The sequence below is a fragment of the Embleya sp. NBC_00888 genome (assembly GCF_045207655.1).
Taxonomy (GTDB): Bacteria; Actinomycetota; Actinomycetes; order Streptomycetales; family Streptomycetaceae; genus Embleya.
In genome coordinates this window covers 2,011,933-2,025,737 of record NZ_CP108785.1, presented here as the reverse complement: position 1 = coordinate 2,025,737, position 13,805 = coordinate 2,011,933, and the positions used below count along the sequence as shown (strand labels likewise).

Annotated in this window: 14 protein-coding genes; 7 read left to right on the top strand and 7 right to left on the bottom strand. The window is 72.4% G+C overall.

Annotation, left to right across the window (positions count from 1 at the left end; genetic code table 11):
- The first annotated feature begins 101 nt into the window (after window positions 1-101).
- Entirely contained in the window at window positions 102-533 is a 432-nt protein-coding gene (locus tag OG948_RS43180; protein ID WP_331770453.1) for a hypothetical protein, read from the top strand.
- Between the two features lie 162 nt (window positions 534-695).
- Window positions 696-1,673: a trypsin-like peptidase domain-containing protein gene (locus tag OG948_RS43175; RefSeq protein ID WP_331770452.1), complete on the top strand. Its 978-nt coding sequence runs from the start codon at window positions 696-698 to the stop codon at window positions 1,671-1,673.
- Window positions 1,674-1,709: 36 nt separating this feature from the next.
- On the opposite strand, the gene OG948_RS43170 is transcribed toward OG948_RS43175, so the two are convergent.
- Window positions 1,710-1,931, bottom strand: coding sequence for a hypothetical protein (locus OG948_RS43170; protein ID WP_331770451.1), 222 nt, complete (start codon window positions 1,929-1,931; stop codon window positions 1,710-1,712).
- A gap of 179 nt (window positions 1,932-2,110) precedes the next feature.
- A complete protein-coding gene (locus OG948_RS43165; protein WP_331770450.1) occupies window positions 2,111-2,584 on the bottom strand; it encodes a hypothetical protein in 474 nt (157 codons plus the stop codon).
- A 229-nt stretch (window positions 2,585-2,813) separates the two neighbouring features.
- On the opposite strand from OG948_RS43165, the gene OG948_RS43160 reads away from it, so the two are divergent.
- Together OG948_RS43160 and OG948_RS43155 are read left to right on the top strand one after the other, a co-directional pair.
- On the top strand, window positions 2,814-3,134 hold the full coding sequence (locus OG948_RS43160) for a hypothetical protein (RefSeq protein ID WP_331770449.1): 321 nt from the start codon (window positions 2,814-2,816) through the stop codon (window positions 3,132-3,134).
- A gap of 291 nt (window positions 3,135-3,425) precedes the next feature.
- On the top strand, window positions 3,426-4,673 hold the full coding sequence (locus OG948_RS43155; RefSeq protein ID WP_331770448.1) for a malic enzyme-like protein: 1,248 nt from the start codon (window positions 3,426-3,428) through the stop codon (window positions 4,671-4,673).
- 341 nt (window positions 4,674-5,014) lie between these two features.
- On the opposite strand, the gene OG948_RS43150 is transcribed toward OG948_RS43155, so the two are convergent.
- Window positions 5,015-6,283: a serine hydrolase domain-containing protein gene (locus tag OG948_RS43150; RefSeq protein WP_331770447.1), complete on the bottom strand. Its 1,269-nt coding sequence runs from the start codon at window positions 6,281-6,283 to the stop codon at window positions 5,015-5,017.
- Window positions 6,284-6,414: 131 nt separating this feature from the next.
- Entirely contained in the window at window positions 6,415-7,638 is a 1,224-nt protein-coding gene (locus tag OG948_RS43145) for a serine hydrolase domain-containing protein (protein WP_331770446.1), read from the bottom strand.
- Window positions 7,639-7,723: 85 nt separating this feature from the next.
- On the opposite strand from OG948_RS43145, the gene OG948_RS43140 reads away from it, so the two are divergent.
- The 3 genes from OG948_RS43140 to OG948_RS43130 are packed head-to-tail and all read left to right on the top strand — an operon-like array spanning window position 7,724 to window position 9,898.
- Window positions 7,724-8,395: a response regulator transcription factor gene (locus OG948_RS43140; protein WP_331770445.1), complete on the top strand. Its 672-nt coding sequence runs from the start codon at window positions 7,724-7,726 to the stop codon at window positions 8,393-8,395.
- Window positions 8,380-9,645, top strand: a complete 1,266-nt coding sequence (locus OG948_RS43135; RefSeq protein ID WP_331770444.1) for an ATP-binding protein — start codon at window positions 8,380-8,382, stop codon at window positions 9,643-9,645. Before OG948_RS43140 ends, OG948_RS43135 begins: the two co-directional genes overlap by 16 nt.
- A gap of 40 nt (window positions 9,646-9,685) precedes the next feature.
- Window positions 9,686-9,898 (top strand): DUF4287 domain-containing protein, encoded by a 213-nt coding sequence (locus tag OG948_RS43130; RefSeq protein ID WP_331770443.1) that lies wholly within the window; start codon window positions 9,686-9,688, stop codon window positions 9,896-9,898.
- 71 nt (window positions 9,899-9,969) lie between these two features.
- Here OG948_RS43130 and OG948_RS43125 read toward each other — a convergent pair whose 3' ends face one another.
- From OG948_RS43125 to OG948_RS43115, 3 genes are all read right to left on the bottom strand, one after another.
- Window positions 9,970-11,370: a lamin tail domain-containing protein gene (locus OG948_RS43125; protein ID WP_331770442.1), complete on the bottom strand. Its 1,401-nt coding sequence runs from the start codon at window positions 11,368-11,370 to the stop codon at window positions 9,970-9,972.
- A 117-nt stretch (window positions 11,371-11,487) separates the two neighbouring features.
- Window positions 11,488-12,498 carry a Gfo/Idh/MocA family oxidoreductase gene (locus OG948_RS43120; RefSeq protein ID WP_331770441.1) on the bottom strand — a complete coding sequence of 337 codons (1,011 nt, stop codon included), beginning with the start codon at window positions 12,496-12,498 and terminating at the stop codon, window positions 11,488-11,490.
- A 222-nt stretch (window positions 12,499-12,720) separates the two neighbouring features.
- The gene (locus OG948_RS43115; RefSeq protein WP_331770440.1) at window positions 12,721-13,710 is read right to left on the bottom strand and encodes an ornithine cyclodeaminase family protein; all 990 of its coding nucleotides are present in this window, start codon (window positions 13,708-13,710) and stop codon (window positions 12,721-12,723) included.
- Window positions 13,711-13,805: the final 95 nt, after the last annotated feature.

The following is a 13,805-nucleotide window of genomic DNA, read 5'->3' as shown; positions in this document are numbered from 1 at the left end:
GGCCCGTCCGGGCCTTCGATCCCCCCTCCGACACCGACACCGACACCGACAAGAGACCGGCGGTGCGGGCCCGCCACGTCACGGGAGCGAGTGCACACGCGATGAACGAGACCGAATTCCCGCTCCGGGGCCCCGGCTTCCACATCCGCCTGGCGGAACTGGTCGAGGTCGTCCCGGACAACGACTGGCAGTGGAGCGTCCTGGAATGCATCGGCATCGGGACCATGCCGTGGGAGATGAGATCCGGCCGGGTCAACGAGCTCGTGTTGGCCTCGCAGGTCGGATTCCTGATGTCCTGGCGCGAGTTGAAGGAATTCGCGGACGGACTCGAAAGGGTCGAGGAGTTGCTCGTCGTGGCCGCCGAATCCCGCGACCTGCTGATCCCGGAGCAACTGAGCGTGGACGACTTCTCCGGCTGTCTGATGATGCTGGAGGCGTTCGGCAACACCACGTGGACCGTGGCCGGCCGCTCCGGCCTGTTCGACGACATCGACGTCGTCGACCTGTTGCGGGCACGGTACGGCGGTAGTTGACCCGAGGCGGCCCGCGCCCGGGTCGGATCCGGCTCGGGCGGGGCGTCGGATCGGATCCGCGAAAGGTTCTGTGCCGACTCTGAGGCTGCTCTCAGTCTTTCTTCATGCACACGTCCGACAGTCGTGAGCATGACGACAGAAGAGGCAAGGACTCCCGAACCCATGTCGATTCGCTCCGGCCCGGTTTCGTCGGGGGACGAGCACGCGGTGCCGACGATCCCGCCACTGCCCCGGGTACCGCCGCCGGAAGCCGGCCGGCACCGGCCGTCCGGTCGGCGGGTCCGCCGGGCCTCGGTCGCCCTGGTCGCCGCCGCGGTGGCGGCCGGATTGCTCGGAGGGCTCGCCGGGGCGACCGCCGTACACCGCTTCGGTGGGTCCGACGGCGGGTCACCGGCGGCCATCGGCGCGCCGGCGCGGACCGCGGCGGTCACCGACGCGGCGGCGCCGGTGGCCGCGGTGGCCGCCGCGGTCCAGCCGAGTGTGGTGGAGCTGCGGGTGACCACGCGTCGCGGCTCGGTCACCGGCTCGGGCCTGGTCCTGGACACCGATGGCCGGATCCTGACCAACAACCACGTCCTGGCCGGGGCGAACGCGGGAACCGTCACGGTCGCGTTCGCCGACGGCCGGACCGCGCCCGCCGGCGTGGTGGCCGCCGACAGCGCGCACGACCTCGCCGTGGTGCGGGTCACCGGCGTCTCCGGTCTCACCCCGGCGACCCTCGGCGACTCGGGCTCCGCCCGGGTCGGGGACGAGGTGGTCGCCTTCGGCTCACCCCTGGGCCTGACCGGGACCGTCACCTCCGGGGTGATCAGTGCACTCGACCGCCGGGTCACCGTGTCGGGGGACAGCGCGGTCGGCTCGTCCGAGGACGGGAGCGGTTCGAGTACCTCGCCCGTCGCGACCGGAGCCGGCAACACACTGACCTACCCGGCGATCCAGACCGACGTCGCGATCACCTCGGGCAGCTCCGGTGGACCGCTGGTCGACCTCTCCGGCCGGGTCATCGGCATCGACTCGGCCATCTACAGCGCTGCTCCCGACACGGGCACCGGCACCGAGGCGGGCAGCGTCGGCATCGGCTTCGCGATCCCCATCGACACGGTCAAGACCTTCCTGAACACGCTTCCCCGGGACAAGTAGCCGACCCCACACCTGGTACGAATCCGCCTGTACGAATCAGTGCGTGTACAGGTAGATCAGCCCCTGCGGGCCGTCGGCGCAGAAGAAGTTCGGACCCCACAGTTCGTAGCCCGCCTGGCCCGCCGCGTGGCACTGGGCCTGCGTGTAGTACACGCCTCGGATGTGGAACTCGCCGGCGGCGCTCGCGGAGGTTGCGCCGGCGAGCGGCAGCAGGGTTGCGGCGGCGCCCGCGACGAGCAGTCCGATACGTTTCTTCACGTGCCAACTCCTTTTATTCGGACGGCATTTGACAACTTGTCAGATGCCATCGGAGATGGTGCGATGCCGCTCGAATGTTATCCGGGTGCCTTCGAACAGGTCTATGCCAATCGACAGAAAGGTCTAGGCCAATCGGACAGGCGACGGGATGGCCGTCGAGCAGTCGTGTGCTCGGTGGGTCACGCTCTCGGATGGGTCGCGTTCGGTCGCGGGGCTTCGTCCCGCCCGGGCTCCGGTGCGGTGGGCGGGAGTGCGGACAGGGCCCGCTCGATGGCGGCCACACGTGCGAAGGCGCGATGGATCTCGTCGGCCTCCCTGCGATACGTCGCGAGCGCCTGCGGGATGACGTGTACGGGGACCTGGTCCTTGAGCTCTCGGCGCAGGTCGGAATAACCCTGGCGGAGCTCGGCCGGCTCGGCCCGGAGGTGATGTCGGGCCAGCCGTACCAGCAACCGTGGGTGTCGGCGCAGCACCTCGTGGTTGCGATAGCCGGGTGGGCACAGCTCGTACAGCGCCTCCACCGTGCGCGGATCCAAGCCGTTCGCCTCGGGCTCGACCGGAGGTCGGCCGCCGCCGTGACGGTCCCTTCGGCGCACGACGTCGAACCGGCCGGGCAGCTCCCAGGGCGGCATGGCATCGGCGTTGTCGTTCATATGTTCGAATCATCGCATCTCGACAGTGCCCGGCAACCCGAAGCGGGCCCGAGGTGGCACCGTCGCCCGCCTCGTATGGGTGACAGGGCCGTGTCGGGGCGATCCGGACGAAGGCGCGCTCCGATACTGAAGAGGCTTTTCGCCGGTCGCCGCGTGTACCGCAGGTGCCCGTCGCGGTGGCGGAGCGCGCACACCCGATCGGCGACACGTCTCTCGGCAAGGACCCGACATGACCTTCCCGGCCCGCGTCACCACGGTCGCCGGGCTGCTGGTGGGCGGCGCCGCCGTGCTCGGCCCGGCCGTGGCCGACGCCGCTCCCGGTGCGATCCCGATCGTCTGCGCCGGCACGGTGACCGACGGCCCGGACATCGTGGTGGCCTACGCGTGCGACCGGGCCCGGGGCGCGGGCGACGACACGGTCACCACCCCGTCCGCGACGTACCACTGCGCGGGTTCGGTGAACTTCTTCGTCGACCCCTTCCGCGAACTCCGAGCGCGAGGCGTCGACCCGGGCCACACCTTCCTCGGCGGTCGCTGTACGAGGGCCTGACCCACCAGGACCCCCGACCCATCGGGAGCCGATCCGGGACCCGGCCTGCGAGCCGTCCCCGCGGCCCCTTGCGACCCACCCGGCGACCTGCCCGAGGCAGGCCGCACTACCCTGGGCCTCAGCACGCGATTTGCCAACGTATGCACCTGCTCGATCCGCGGGAAGTCGGAGAGGAATCCGCGCCATGAACGACCGGCGGGACACATCCGACACCACCGGGCGCATGCCGCCCCGAACGGCTCCCGTGCCCACCGGCCCGCGGTTGCGGGCGTTGCCGTGGTGAACCGCGACATGCCCGGACCCAGGCATCCCGCCACCAACCCGGCCTTCAGCGTGCGGATCCACGTGCCGCCCGGTGCCGCCGCCGCGGTCGCGGGCGTACTGGCCGAAGCCCCCGGCACGGTGACGAGTCGGATCGACGAACCGGATGCCATGGGCACCTGTCGGATCACCCTGGACGCCGACGGTCCCCGGACGCTGGCCTGGCTCACCCGGACCCTGACCCGACGCCTGGGCGCGGACCTGCTGCTCACCCAGGATCCCGTCTTCGTCGCCGCCTCCACCGGCAAACTGACGCTGCGCGTGTGCGCGGCCACCACCACCGGCCACGACATCGCCCTGCTCGACGCCGACGCGGACCGCCGCGTCGTCTCGCACCTGGCGGCACACCCCGAACACACCGACGACTACACCGGGCGCCGGCACCGCGTCGCGCTGATCAGCGATGCCAGCGCCGTCCTGGACTTCGACGCGCTGCCCGCCGACGCCGCGCTGCCGGCCCTCGAATCCCAGGCGGTACACCTGCGCCGGGCCACCGGGCTCGACGTCTTCCCGTTGCCCATCGCGACGCCGCACGTCGAGGACATCGCGCAGGCGGTACGGCTGCTCGCCCCCGGCTTCGCGGCGGCCGTGCTCGTGCACACCCGCCCGGAACACGTGCTCACCACCCGCGCGATCCTGGGCGCCACCCCACCGGTGCTCCTGCTGGACACCCTCAACGACGGCCTCGCCGTCGCGATCGCCGCCGCGACGATCAACGCCCTGGCCAATCGGGGTGTGCAGCCGTCGAGCGGCCGGGTGGTCCTGGTGGATCCGGCGCGCGGCGGGGATCTGGCCGGGCTGTTGATCGCCTCCGGGATCGCCGACCTGACCCTGTTCGACCCCTTCGGCCCCGGTGGCGGGAACCTGCGCGCGATCGCCGCCGAGGCCGATCTGATCGTCGACCTCACCGGGCTGGCCACACCGCCGGAGGAGGTCCCGATCCTGCGCGCCCGGCCCGAGGCGCCACCGCGCTTCGCGGCGGCCACCACCGGTCCCCGCCCCCTGCACGCGCTGCCCGGGCTGCTCACCGCGGCCACCACGACCCGGCGGCCGATCACCGCGCGCGCACGGGTGGCCGCGGTGCACGCGCTGGTCGAGGGCACGCCGCCGGACGCGCTCCTTCCGGCACCGGATCAGCCCGGCCTCACCGCCGCCGTCGCGGCCGCGGCGACCCACGCGCTCGACCCCGACAACGGCATCGGCATGGGCAGCGCCTGATCCATCGGGATGCCCCGGACGGGCCCGAGGCCGGCCGGCCCGCTCGGGACGCCGCGCGCGTCGCCGCGGGTCGACCGGCCCCGGGGTCCCGGGATCGGCGCGGTCGGCCGCCGAGGTCGCCCGCCGCCGTCTCGACCGGGTCCGCGACCGGGATCGGCTGTGAGGCCAACGACGCGTGCCCGGCCGCGAGTTCGATCACCATTTGGCTCAGTGAGTGATCGGACGTGGTCGCCCGGCACAAGCCGAGTCACGTGTGACCGACTCGCTACCTTGTGTACTCGATTCGAAGTCGACCCCGGATCGCCGGTACGTCGGCCGCGGCGGGAGATCGAAGACACGCCCTATCCGGCGACGGCGACGAGACGGCGGGCCATGCCGACGACGGGACGCACCGTGTCCTGGTCGTAGTTGCCGAGCACGACGATCACCCATTCGCCGTCCGGGAACATCTCGATGCCGGTCGACTCGCCCGGGGCGCCGCCGCCGTGGCCGAACGTCCACCGGTCGGCGAGCACCACGCCGATCGGCCCGTAGCACTGGAACGTGGCCTGTGGGCGGGGGTCGCCTCCGCCGGGAGGCGGGTCGGCCGGACCGGTGGGGGACGGGCCCGTGGGCGACGCATCCTTCGGCGGTGGGCCGGAAGTGGGCGGCCCCAAGGGGAGCTTGCCGCCGAGGAGGGTTCGGGTGAACGGCGGGGCGAGCAGTTTGTCGCGGAGCAGGGCTCGGGCGAAGCGGTCCATGTCCGAGGTGGTGGAGAACGCGTCCCCGGCCGGCGTGCCGATGAACACCCGTCCCGCGACGTCGTCGACGCGCTCTCCCGAGGGCTGCTTGACGTACGGGTGGGCGATGCCCGGGTCGCGGCGCCAACGGGGCGCGGTGACGAAGTCGGTGTCGGCCATGCCCGCCGGGCGGAAGATCCGTTCGCGGGCATAGTCGAACCAGGACCGGCCGGACACGCGGGCCACGATGGTTCCGAGCAGGTGATACCCGGAGTTGCTGTACCGGTCCGCGGCGCCGGGCGGGAAGGACAACGGCATCCTGCGGATGAAGTCGAGTGTGCCGTCCATGACTTGGTCGGCCGTGGTCCACGTGGCCGCGGTCTCCTCGAATCCCGGCGCCTGCTGATGGTTGCCCAGGCCCGAGGTGTGGGTGAGCAGGTGATGCAGCGTCACGTGGTCGGCGATCTCGGCGGGCAGGCCGTCGAGGTAGGTGCCCACGGTCGACGCGTAGGAGAGTCGGCCCCGTTGCACGAGTTGGGCGACCGCGACGGCGGTGAACAGCTTGGTCACCGACGCGAGCGCGAAGAGGGTGTCGGGTGTGATCGGTACGTCGCGTCGCCGGTCGGCCATGCCGTAGGCCCGGGAGAGCACGGTCCGGCCGCGTCGGGTGATCAGCAGGGTGCCGGAGAACGCGTCCCTGGCCGCCAGGTCCGCCACGAACCTGTCGAGTTCGCCCCCCGGCCCGAGCCCCTCGGGGATCGGGCCGGGGGATCGGGTGTCCCGGTCGGCCCGGGCGTCGCCGCGCGCGGTGCCCTCGGCCCCGAGCACGGTTCCGGCGGCGAGTGGGGCCGCGCCCAGTACGCCGAGCATCCTTCGTCGAGTGGAGGTCATGATGGTTCGGTCTCGCCTTTCGTCGCGCTGACGCGGTGCGGATGGTGGCCTGGACGGGAAGCGGGAAGCGGGAAGCGGGAAGCGGGAGCGCAATGCGGCAGCGGGCGAGCGGCCGGCGGCAGCACCGCCGACTACGCCGTGATCAGCTTTCGCCCCAACTCGACGATGGGATCGATCCGATCGTCGTAGTTGCCGAGCACGATCGACACCCAGTCCAGGTCCGGGAAGACGTCCAGTTGATTCGCCATGCCGGGTCCACCGCCCGAATGCCCGTAGATGCGTTGTCCGTTGACCATCAGGTCTTCGAATCCATAGGCGTAGAAACGATCCTGGGTCGGCGGGCCGGGCCGCTGCGCGGGGGTCAGCGCGACCTTCCCGGTGGTGACCAGGTCGGTGAACGCCGGGGACAGGAGGCGGCCCGCCGTCAGGGCGCGCGCGAAGCGGAGCAGGTCGGGCGCGGTCGCGTAGGCGCCGCCCGCGGGGCCGTTGGTATACGGAAAGAACGGGCTCGTCGAGGCGTCGACGCGGGGGCCGGAGGGTTGCGTCCAGTACGGGTGGGCGAGGTCGGCGACGGATGGCAGGTCGGGCTTGCCGTGGAAGGCGGCGCGGGTCATGCCGGCCGGTTCGAAGACGTGGCGCCGGATGTGGTCGACGTACGACATGCCGGAGACCTTGGCCACGATGGCCCCCAGCACCCAGTACTCGTCGTTGGTGTACTCGTACCGGGTGCCGGGCGCGAACCGCAGCGGTGTCGTGCGGACGGCGGCGAGCGTGCCCTCCAGCACCTTGTCGAAGCTGTCCCAGTCGGCGGGCGGGCCGCCGCTGCCCAGTGGGGGTCGGCCGACGCCGGAGGTGTGGGTGAGCAGTTGATGGATCGTCACATGGTCGGCGATCTCGGCGGGAAAGCCGTCGAGATAGGCCCCCACGGTCGCCTGGAACGCGACCTTGCCCTGGTGGGCGAGCCCGGCGATCGCCAGGCCGGTGAAGGGTTTGCTGATCGAGGCGAGGCCGAACACGGTGTCCGGCCCGTTGCGGATGGCGCGGACCCGGTCGGCCATGCCGTGCGACCGGGCCAGGACCGGCCGCCCCCGGCGGGCCAGCAGCACCGTGCCGGAGAACCGGTCCTCGGCGGCCAGTCGGGTGATCAGCCGGTCGTACGCGCCGCCGGGGCGCAGGTCCTTCGGGATGCCGGATCCGTCCGGACGGGCGTCGGCGTCGGCCTTGGCGTCGGCGTCCTCGGACGCCACGAGGATGCCCGCGCCGGCGAGCGGAACCGCCGCGAGCAGGCCGATGATCGAGCGTCGGGACGGTCGTACCGTCGATCGGGCGGAGGTCGAGGGGGTGTCGTGGGCCATGACCGTTGTCTATCGGCGCGGGCCGATGGGTGGCCGATCGTCCGGCCATACGGGATCCATATGTGCCGGCCGGCATGCTGCGCGCATGCGAGTGCTGCTGGTTGAGGACGAACAACCGCTGGCCGGCTACATCGCCGCCGGATTGCGCAAACACGGATTCGCCGTCGACGTCGCCGGTGACGGCCAAAGCGCCTTGGACAGGGGCGAGTCCACGCCCTACGACGTGGTGGTGCTGGATCGGGACCTGCCGGTGGTGCACGGCGACACGGTGTGCCGACGGATGGCCGAACGGGGCACGTCGCGCATTCTGATGCTGACCGCATCCGGCGCGGTCGAGGACCGCGTCGACGGGCTCACCCTCGGTGCCGACGACTACCTGGGCAAGCCGTTCGCGTTCTCCGAGCTGATCGCCCGGGTACACGCCCTGGCACGCCGCAGCGCGCCGGCCCGACCGCCGATCCTGCGCGCCGCCGACGTGACGCTGGACCCGGCCCGGCGCACCGTCGAGCGGGCCGGCCGGCTGCTGTCGCTGACGCCGAAGGAGTTCGGTGTCCTGGCCCAACTGCTCGCGGCGGGCGGTGACCTGGTCAGCGCGGAGACGCTGCTGGAGAAGGTGTGGGACGAGCACGCCGATCCCTTCACCAACGCGATCCGGATCACCGTGGGCACGCTGCGCCGCAAGCTGGGCGATCCGCCGCTGATCGAGACCGCGACCGGCGCCGGGTATCGGATCGGCGGACCGTGGCCGTGCGATTGAGCGCGCGCGGCCGGTTGGCGATCCTGTACACCGCGCTCGTGTTGGCCGCGGGAGTGGCATTGACCGCGCTGACCTACGCGCTGGTGCGGCGGAGCATGCGGCATCGGATCGCGATCGACATCAGGACCGAGTCGCCCGGCGCCCCGGGGCCTCCGCCGACGGGCCTGCCGAGGCCGGAGGAGCTCGCGGATCGGGTGCGCGCCACGACGCTGTCCGAGCTGCTGACCCAGGCCGCGATCGCGCTCATCCTGGTGGTCGTGCTCGCCGCCGTGCTGGGTTGGCTGGTGGCGGGGCGGGTACTGCGGCCGATCCGCGCGATCTCGGCCACCGCCCGCCGGTTGTCGGCGGAGAACCTCTCGGAGCGCATGCCGGTGAGCACACCGGCGGACGAACTCGCCGAACTGGCCGACACCGTCAACGGCATGCTGGACCGCATCCAGGCCGGCATCGCGGAACGCGACCGGGCGCTGGCCGGCCAACGCATGTTCACCGCGAACGCCGCCCACGAACTGCGCACCCCGCTGACCACCATGCGCACCGCGATCGAGGTGACCCTGGACGGCGAGCCGGACCGGGACGAACTGCTGACCATGGCCGAGGACGTCAGGACCGCGATCGAACACAGCCGGCGGACCCTGGACGGCCTGCTGGCCCTGGCCCGCGGCCGGATACGCCCGGACACGCACCGTGCGGTGGACCTCGCGGAGGTCGTGACGGCCCTGGTGGCGGGTGCCGCGGACGAGGCCGCCGCCCGGGGCGTCGAACTGCGTACCGACCTGCGGCCCGCCGCGCTCGGCGGCGATCCGATCCTGATCGAGCGCATGGTCGGCAACCTGCTCGACAACGCGGTCCGCTACAACCGGCCCGGCGGCCACATCGCGGTGACCACGGGCAGCGAGGACGCCCGGGCGTTCCTGCGCGTCGACAACTCCGGCGCGCTCGTCGCCGCCGAGGACGCGGACGGGCTGCTGGAGCCGTTCGTGCGCGGCGAGGGTGTGCGCACCCGTGCCGACGGCGGCGCGGGACTGGGCCTGTCCATCGTCCGCGCGATCGTCACCGCCCACCGGGGCGAGATCACCACGACCGCCCGCCCGACCGGCGGCCTGGACATCACCACCCGGTTCCCCACCTCGCCCCCGGCGCCGAGCCCGCCGGCACGAACGGGCGACGGGGCAGGCGACGGGGCATGTGACCCGGATCTCTTCCCGAGGTCGATGAGTTCGCGGGTGCACGGCGGTCGATACCCCTGACAACACCATCCGCCGCACGCGCCGAGAGGACACCGGGAAAATGAGCGAGACCCCGAACGGCCCCGCAAGCTACTTTCCGTCGATCGAGAAGAAGTACGGCCGCATGATCGCGGACTGGCAGGACCTGATCCGGTCCTCGCCGCTGACCAAGCACATGGAACTGGTCAGCTGGCTCAAGGCCGAGTACGGCATCGGACACGGCCACGCGAACGCCCTGGTCAAGCACACCCTCACCGAGGACCTCGCCCGTTAGGGCGCACCGGGCGGGCGGATGGCGGGACGGGCGAGTGCCCGTCCCGCCGCGGGTCGGTGGGCGTGCGCCGCCTACGTGGCGCAGGGCAGCGTGCCGGCGCGCAGGGCGTGCCCGCCATCGTTGCCGTCGTCGGCCCACACCACCGGCTTGCGGCCCGCGACGCAGGCCGCCTGCGGTGCGATGGCGAAGCCCTCGTTGTTGTAGTCCGGCATCCCGCTCGGGCGGTCGAAGCGTGCGGTGACGGTGAACCGGCCCTGTGCGTCGAGGTCGAGCGTCGCGGTGCGGCCCTGGCACGTGTCGTCGCAGGCCGCCCACAAGTGCCCGGTCTCCGGCTCGAATTCGAGATCCATCACCGCCGGGAAGCCGCTCGTGACGGTGGCGATCCGGGTGTACCCGCCGCCCGCCTGATCGAGCGCGTAGGCGTACACCGTGCCATTGGCCTCGAGACCGGCGAAGAACAGGCCGCCGCCGTGGTTGGGATAGCCCGCGGGGTTGTAGGCCGCCCCCGTGCGTTCGTCGCGCAGGCCGTGCGCGGTGAGGAACGTGTCCGGGATCCAGGAGATGCCCTCCAGGCCGCTGTTGGCGGCCACGGCGGGCAGATCGGCGGTGAGGTTCCACTCCGCGGTCGCGTTCAGCGAACCGGCCGTGCCCGAGGTGTCGAAGCGCAGGATCTTCGGCAGGGCGACACCACTGTTGTCGTTGTCGCGCTCGGTGGCGACGAACACCCCGTCGGGCGTGGCGACCACACCTTCGGCGTCCGGGTCGCCGCCGCCGTCGCGGTAGCGCAACGACTTGCCCGAACCCCAGCCGCCGGTCGGGTCGGGGCGCCACGTCGTCCCGTCCGGCACCAGGCGGTACAGCGTGCCCGGGCCGTTGCGCACCGCCCACAACACGCCTGTGCCCTGGAAGGACAGGCCGCTGAGGTTGTCGCCGAACACGTTCGAACCGTCGGCGACGGTGACCGCCGTACCGCCCGGCCAGGCGCCCGTGGAGGGTTGCCCGCCGCACGCGTTCGGCGCGCCCTTGGTCGGCGCGACGGTGGTGCGGAACGCGCCGGTCCCGTCGGCACAACGGCCGTACGTGGTGGTGGCGTGCGTGGTCCAGGTGTAGGAGTCCACCAGCGTGGAGCCGTTCGCCCGGTACAGCCGGGCCGAGTCGGAAGCGCCCAGCCCGAAGGACGACTCGACGTCCACCGCGAGGTAGCCGCCCGGAGCCAGTGAGGTGCCGGCCGCGATCTTGTGCGAGTGCGAACCGTCGTTGTCCTTGACGATCCAGCCGGACAGGTCGGCGGTCGTCGAGCCGGTGTTGACCACCTCGACCCAGTCGCCCGGCGTGCCGCCGCTCGACTCGATCTCGTTGACGCGTACGGTGGGTTGCGCCTGGGCCGATGCCGGCGAACCGGACAATCCGAGGGCCACGACGGACAGGGCGACGGCGACGAGTCGGACTCTTCCACGCCAATGCGTTCGCAAGGTAGCCAGTCCTTTGTCTCAGTGGGTCGGGCAGCGCACACGCCCTCCCATCGAAGGTTTCGGCACACCGACGACCGACGCCTGAACACGGCACGAACACCGGGCGAAGCACACCGGTCAGGCCACTCCCGGGTAGACGACACCGATGCGTTCGCGCACGGCGTCCAGTGTGCGCATGACCGCGAGAGTGCCGTCCAGGGGTACGAGCGGGGATTCGGTCTCGCCGGCGCGCAGGCACCGCATCACCTCGGCGGCCTCGTGCCGCATCGTGCCGCGTTCGAGGTCGTCGGTGACGTCGGCGAGCAGGACCGGTTGCGGTTCGTGGCCCCGGCGGTGGATGACGAAGCGGTCCGGGTAGAAGAAGCCGTCGGCGAACTCGATCCGACCCCTGGTGCCGGTGATCGTCGCGGGCGCGTCGGTATCGGCGGTGAACGTGCACCCGAGTGTGGCCACGGCGCCGCCGTCCCAGCCGAGGACGATGCCCGTGTTGTCGTCCACGCCCTCGGGGGTCAGGTGCGCCCAGGCCCGGATCGCGTCCGGCTCACCCAGCAGCAACTGGGCGAAGGACACCGGGTAGACGCCGAGGTCGAGCAGCGCGCCGCCACCCTGCGCCGGGTCGCGCAGCCGGTGCTCCGGCGGGAAGTCCCCGGCGATCCCGAACGCCGCCGAGACGCCCCGCACCTCGCCGATCACGCCGTCGGCGATCACCTCGCGCAGCCGGCGGATCAGCGGGTGGCAGTACGTCCACATCGCCTCCATCAGGAACAACCCGCGGTCGCGGGCCAGATCCACCAGTTCGCGGGCCTGGCGGGAGTCGAGTGTGAACGCCTTCTCGCACAGCACGGCCCGGCCCGCCTCCAGACACAGGCCGGCCGCCGCGCGGTGCGCGGAGTGCGGCGTGGCCACGTAGACGACGTCCACCTCGTCGTCCGCGGCCAACTCGGCCCAACTGCCGTGGGCCCGCAGGATGTCGTGGCGCTCGGCGAACGCCTTCGCGGACTCGGGGCGGCGTGAACCGACCGCGACCACCTCGGTGTTCGGCAGGCCGCGCAGCGCGGCGGTGAATTCGGCGGCGATGCCGCCGGTGGCCAGGATTCCCCAACGGATGATCCGCGTGCCGTCGCTCATCGGTGCCCCACCACTCGGTCTCGGTCGTGCGCGACCGCCGACAGACCGGCGAAGGGCGCGCCTGCTCCGATGGAGCGTGCCATACCGCCCACCGGCCCGGACACACCGGAGTCGCCAACGGGGCCGTACGGCACGCGGGCACGACGGAGCCGGCCACGCGCCGGACGAGCGCGAGCACGAGCAGGCGTACGCGTCCGCGCACCGCGCAGTACGGCGGCGGCGCTACCGCAGCGAGATCTCCCGGCCGATCGACTGCTCGCGGGCGGCGGTGACGACCAGGGCCGCGGCGGCGGCGTCCTGTACGGCCACGCCGACCGATTTGTACAGCGTGAGCTGCTCCGGCGAGGTGCGGCCCGGGCGGCTGCCGGCGACCAGTTCGCCCAGTTCGGCGTGTACGTGTTCGGCGGTGATCACGCCGTCGCGGATCGGCATCAGCAGGTCGTTGCTGCCCGCCGGGAACGGCGCCAACACGGCGTGCCGCGATTCGACGCACACCAGCGCCTCGGCGACGGTGGCATCGTCGAGTTCACGGCCGGCCGGGTTGAAGCCCACCGACGTGACGTGTGTCCCGGGCGCCAACCACGCGCGCCGGACCACGGGTTCCACGGCGTTCGTGACCGCCGCGACGATGTCCGCGCCCTCGACCGCCTCGGCGTAGCCGGCCACCCCGCGTACCTCGGCGGGCAACTCGGCGGACAACTCGTCGGCCAACGCCGCCGCCCTCGCCCGATCGCGCCCGGCCACCCGGATCCGCCGGATCGGCCGGACCCGGCACATCGCACGGGCGTGCGAGCGGGCCTGGACCCCGGTGCCCAGGATCGCCAGCACCGTCGCGTCCTCGCGGGCCAACAGCCGCGCCGACAGCGCCGAACAGGCGCCGGTGCGCACCGCCGTGATGGCGGTGCCGTCCAGCAACGCCGTGGGTTCACCGGTCTTCGGGTCGAACACCACGATCAGCGCCTGGTGGGTCGGCAGCGGCGTCCCGGCGTTGTGCGGGAAGAGCGAGACCAGTTTGCTCATCAGCGCCCCGGAGGACGGAACGTGTCCCGGCATGGCCGCCAGGAAGGCGTCCCGAGCGGGAACCACGGCGGCGATCCGGTCCGGCGCCGAGGCACGGCCGGTGCTGAGGTCCGCCATCGCCGCGGCGAGCGCGTCGATCAACGCGTCCGGCTCGAGCAGGGCCTCGACCTGCGCGGATCCGAGCACCAGCATGTGGCCCACCCTCCTCGCGGCGATCGTCCGGCCGAGACCGCTCGTCGCCGACAGCGTCGCCCGCGCGACGCCGCGCCCCCGGCCGCGACACGCGG

Coding starts and splice junctions, on each gene's coding strand:
- OG948_RS43115 (WP_331770440.1), bottom strand. CDS start 13,710: ATGCTGGTGCTCGGATCCGCGCAGGTCGAGGCCCTGCTCGAGCCGGAC.
- OG948_RS43120 (WP_331770441.1), bottom strand. CDS start 12,498: ATGAGCGACGGCACGCGGATCATCCGTTGGGGAATCCTGGCCACCGGC.
- OG948_RS43140 (WP_331770445.1), top strand. CDS start 7,724: ATGCGAGTGCTGCTGGTTGAGGACGAACAACCGCTGGCCGGCTACATC.
- OG948_RS43155 (WP_331770448.1), top strand. CDS start 3,426: ATGCCCGGACCCAGGCATCCCGCCACCAACCCGGCCTTCAGCGTGCGG.
- OG948_RS43175 (WP_331770452.1), top strand. CDS start 696: ATGTCGATTCGCTCCGGCCCGGTTTCGTCGGGGGACGAGCACGCGGTG.
- OG948_RS43145 (WP_331770446.1), bottom strand. CDS start 7,638: ATGGCCCACGACACCCCCTCGACCTCCGCCCGATCGACGGTACGACCG.
- OG948_RS43165 (WP_331770450.1), bottom strand. CDS start 2,584: ATGAACGACAACGCCGATGCCATGCCGCCCTGGGAGCTGCCCGGCCGG.
- OG948_RS43130 (WP_331770443.1), top strand. CDS start 9,686: ATGAGCGAGACCCCGAACGGCCCCGCAAGCTACTTTCCGTCGATCGAG.
- OG948_RS43150 (WP_331770447.1), bottom strand. CDS start 6,283: ATGACCTCCACTCGACGAAGGATGCTCGGCGTACTGGGCGCGGCCCCA.
- OG948_RS43160 (WP_331770449.1), top strand. CDS start 2,814: ATGACCTTCCCGGCCCGCGTCACCACGGTCGCCGGGCTGCTGGTGGGC.
- OG948_RS43180 (WP_331770453.1), top strand. CDS start 102: ATGAACGAGACCGAATTCCCGCTCCGGGGCCCCGGCTTCCACATCCGC.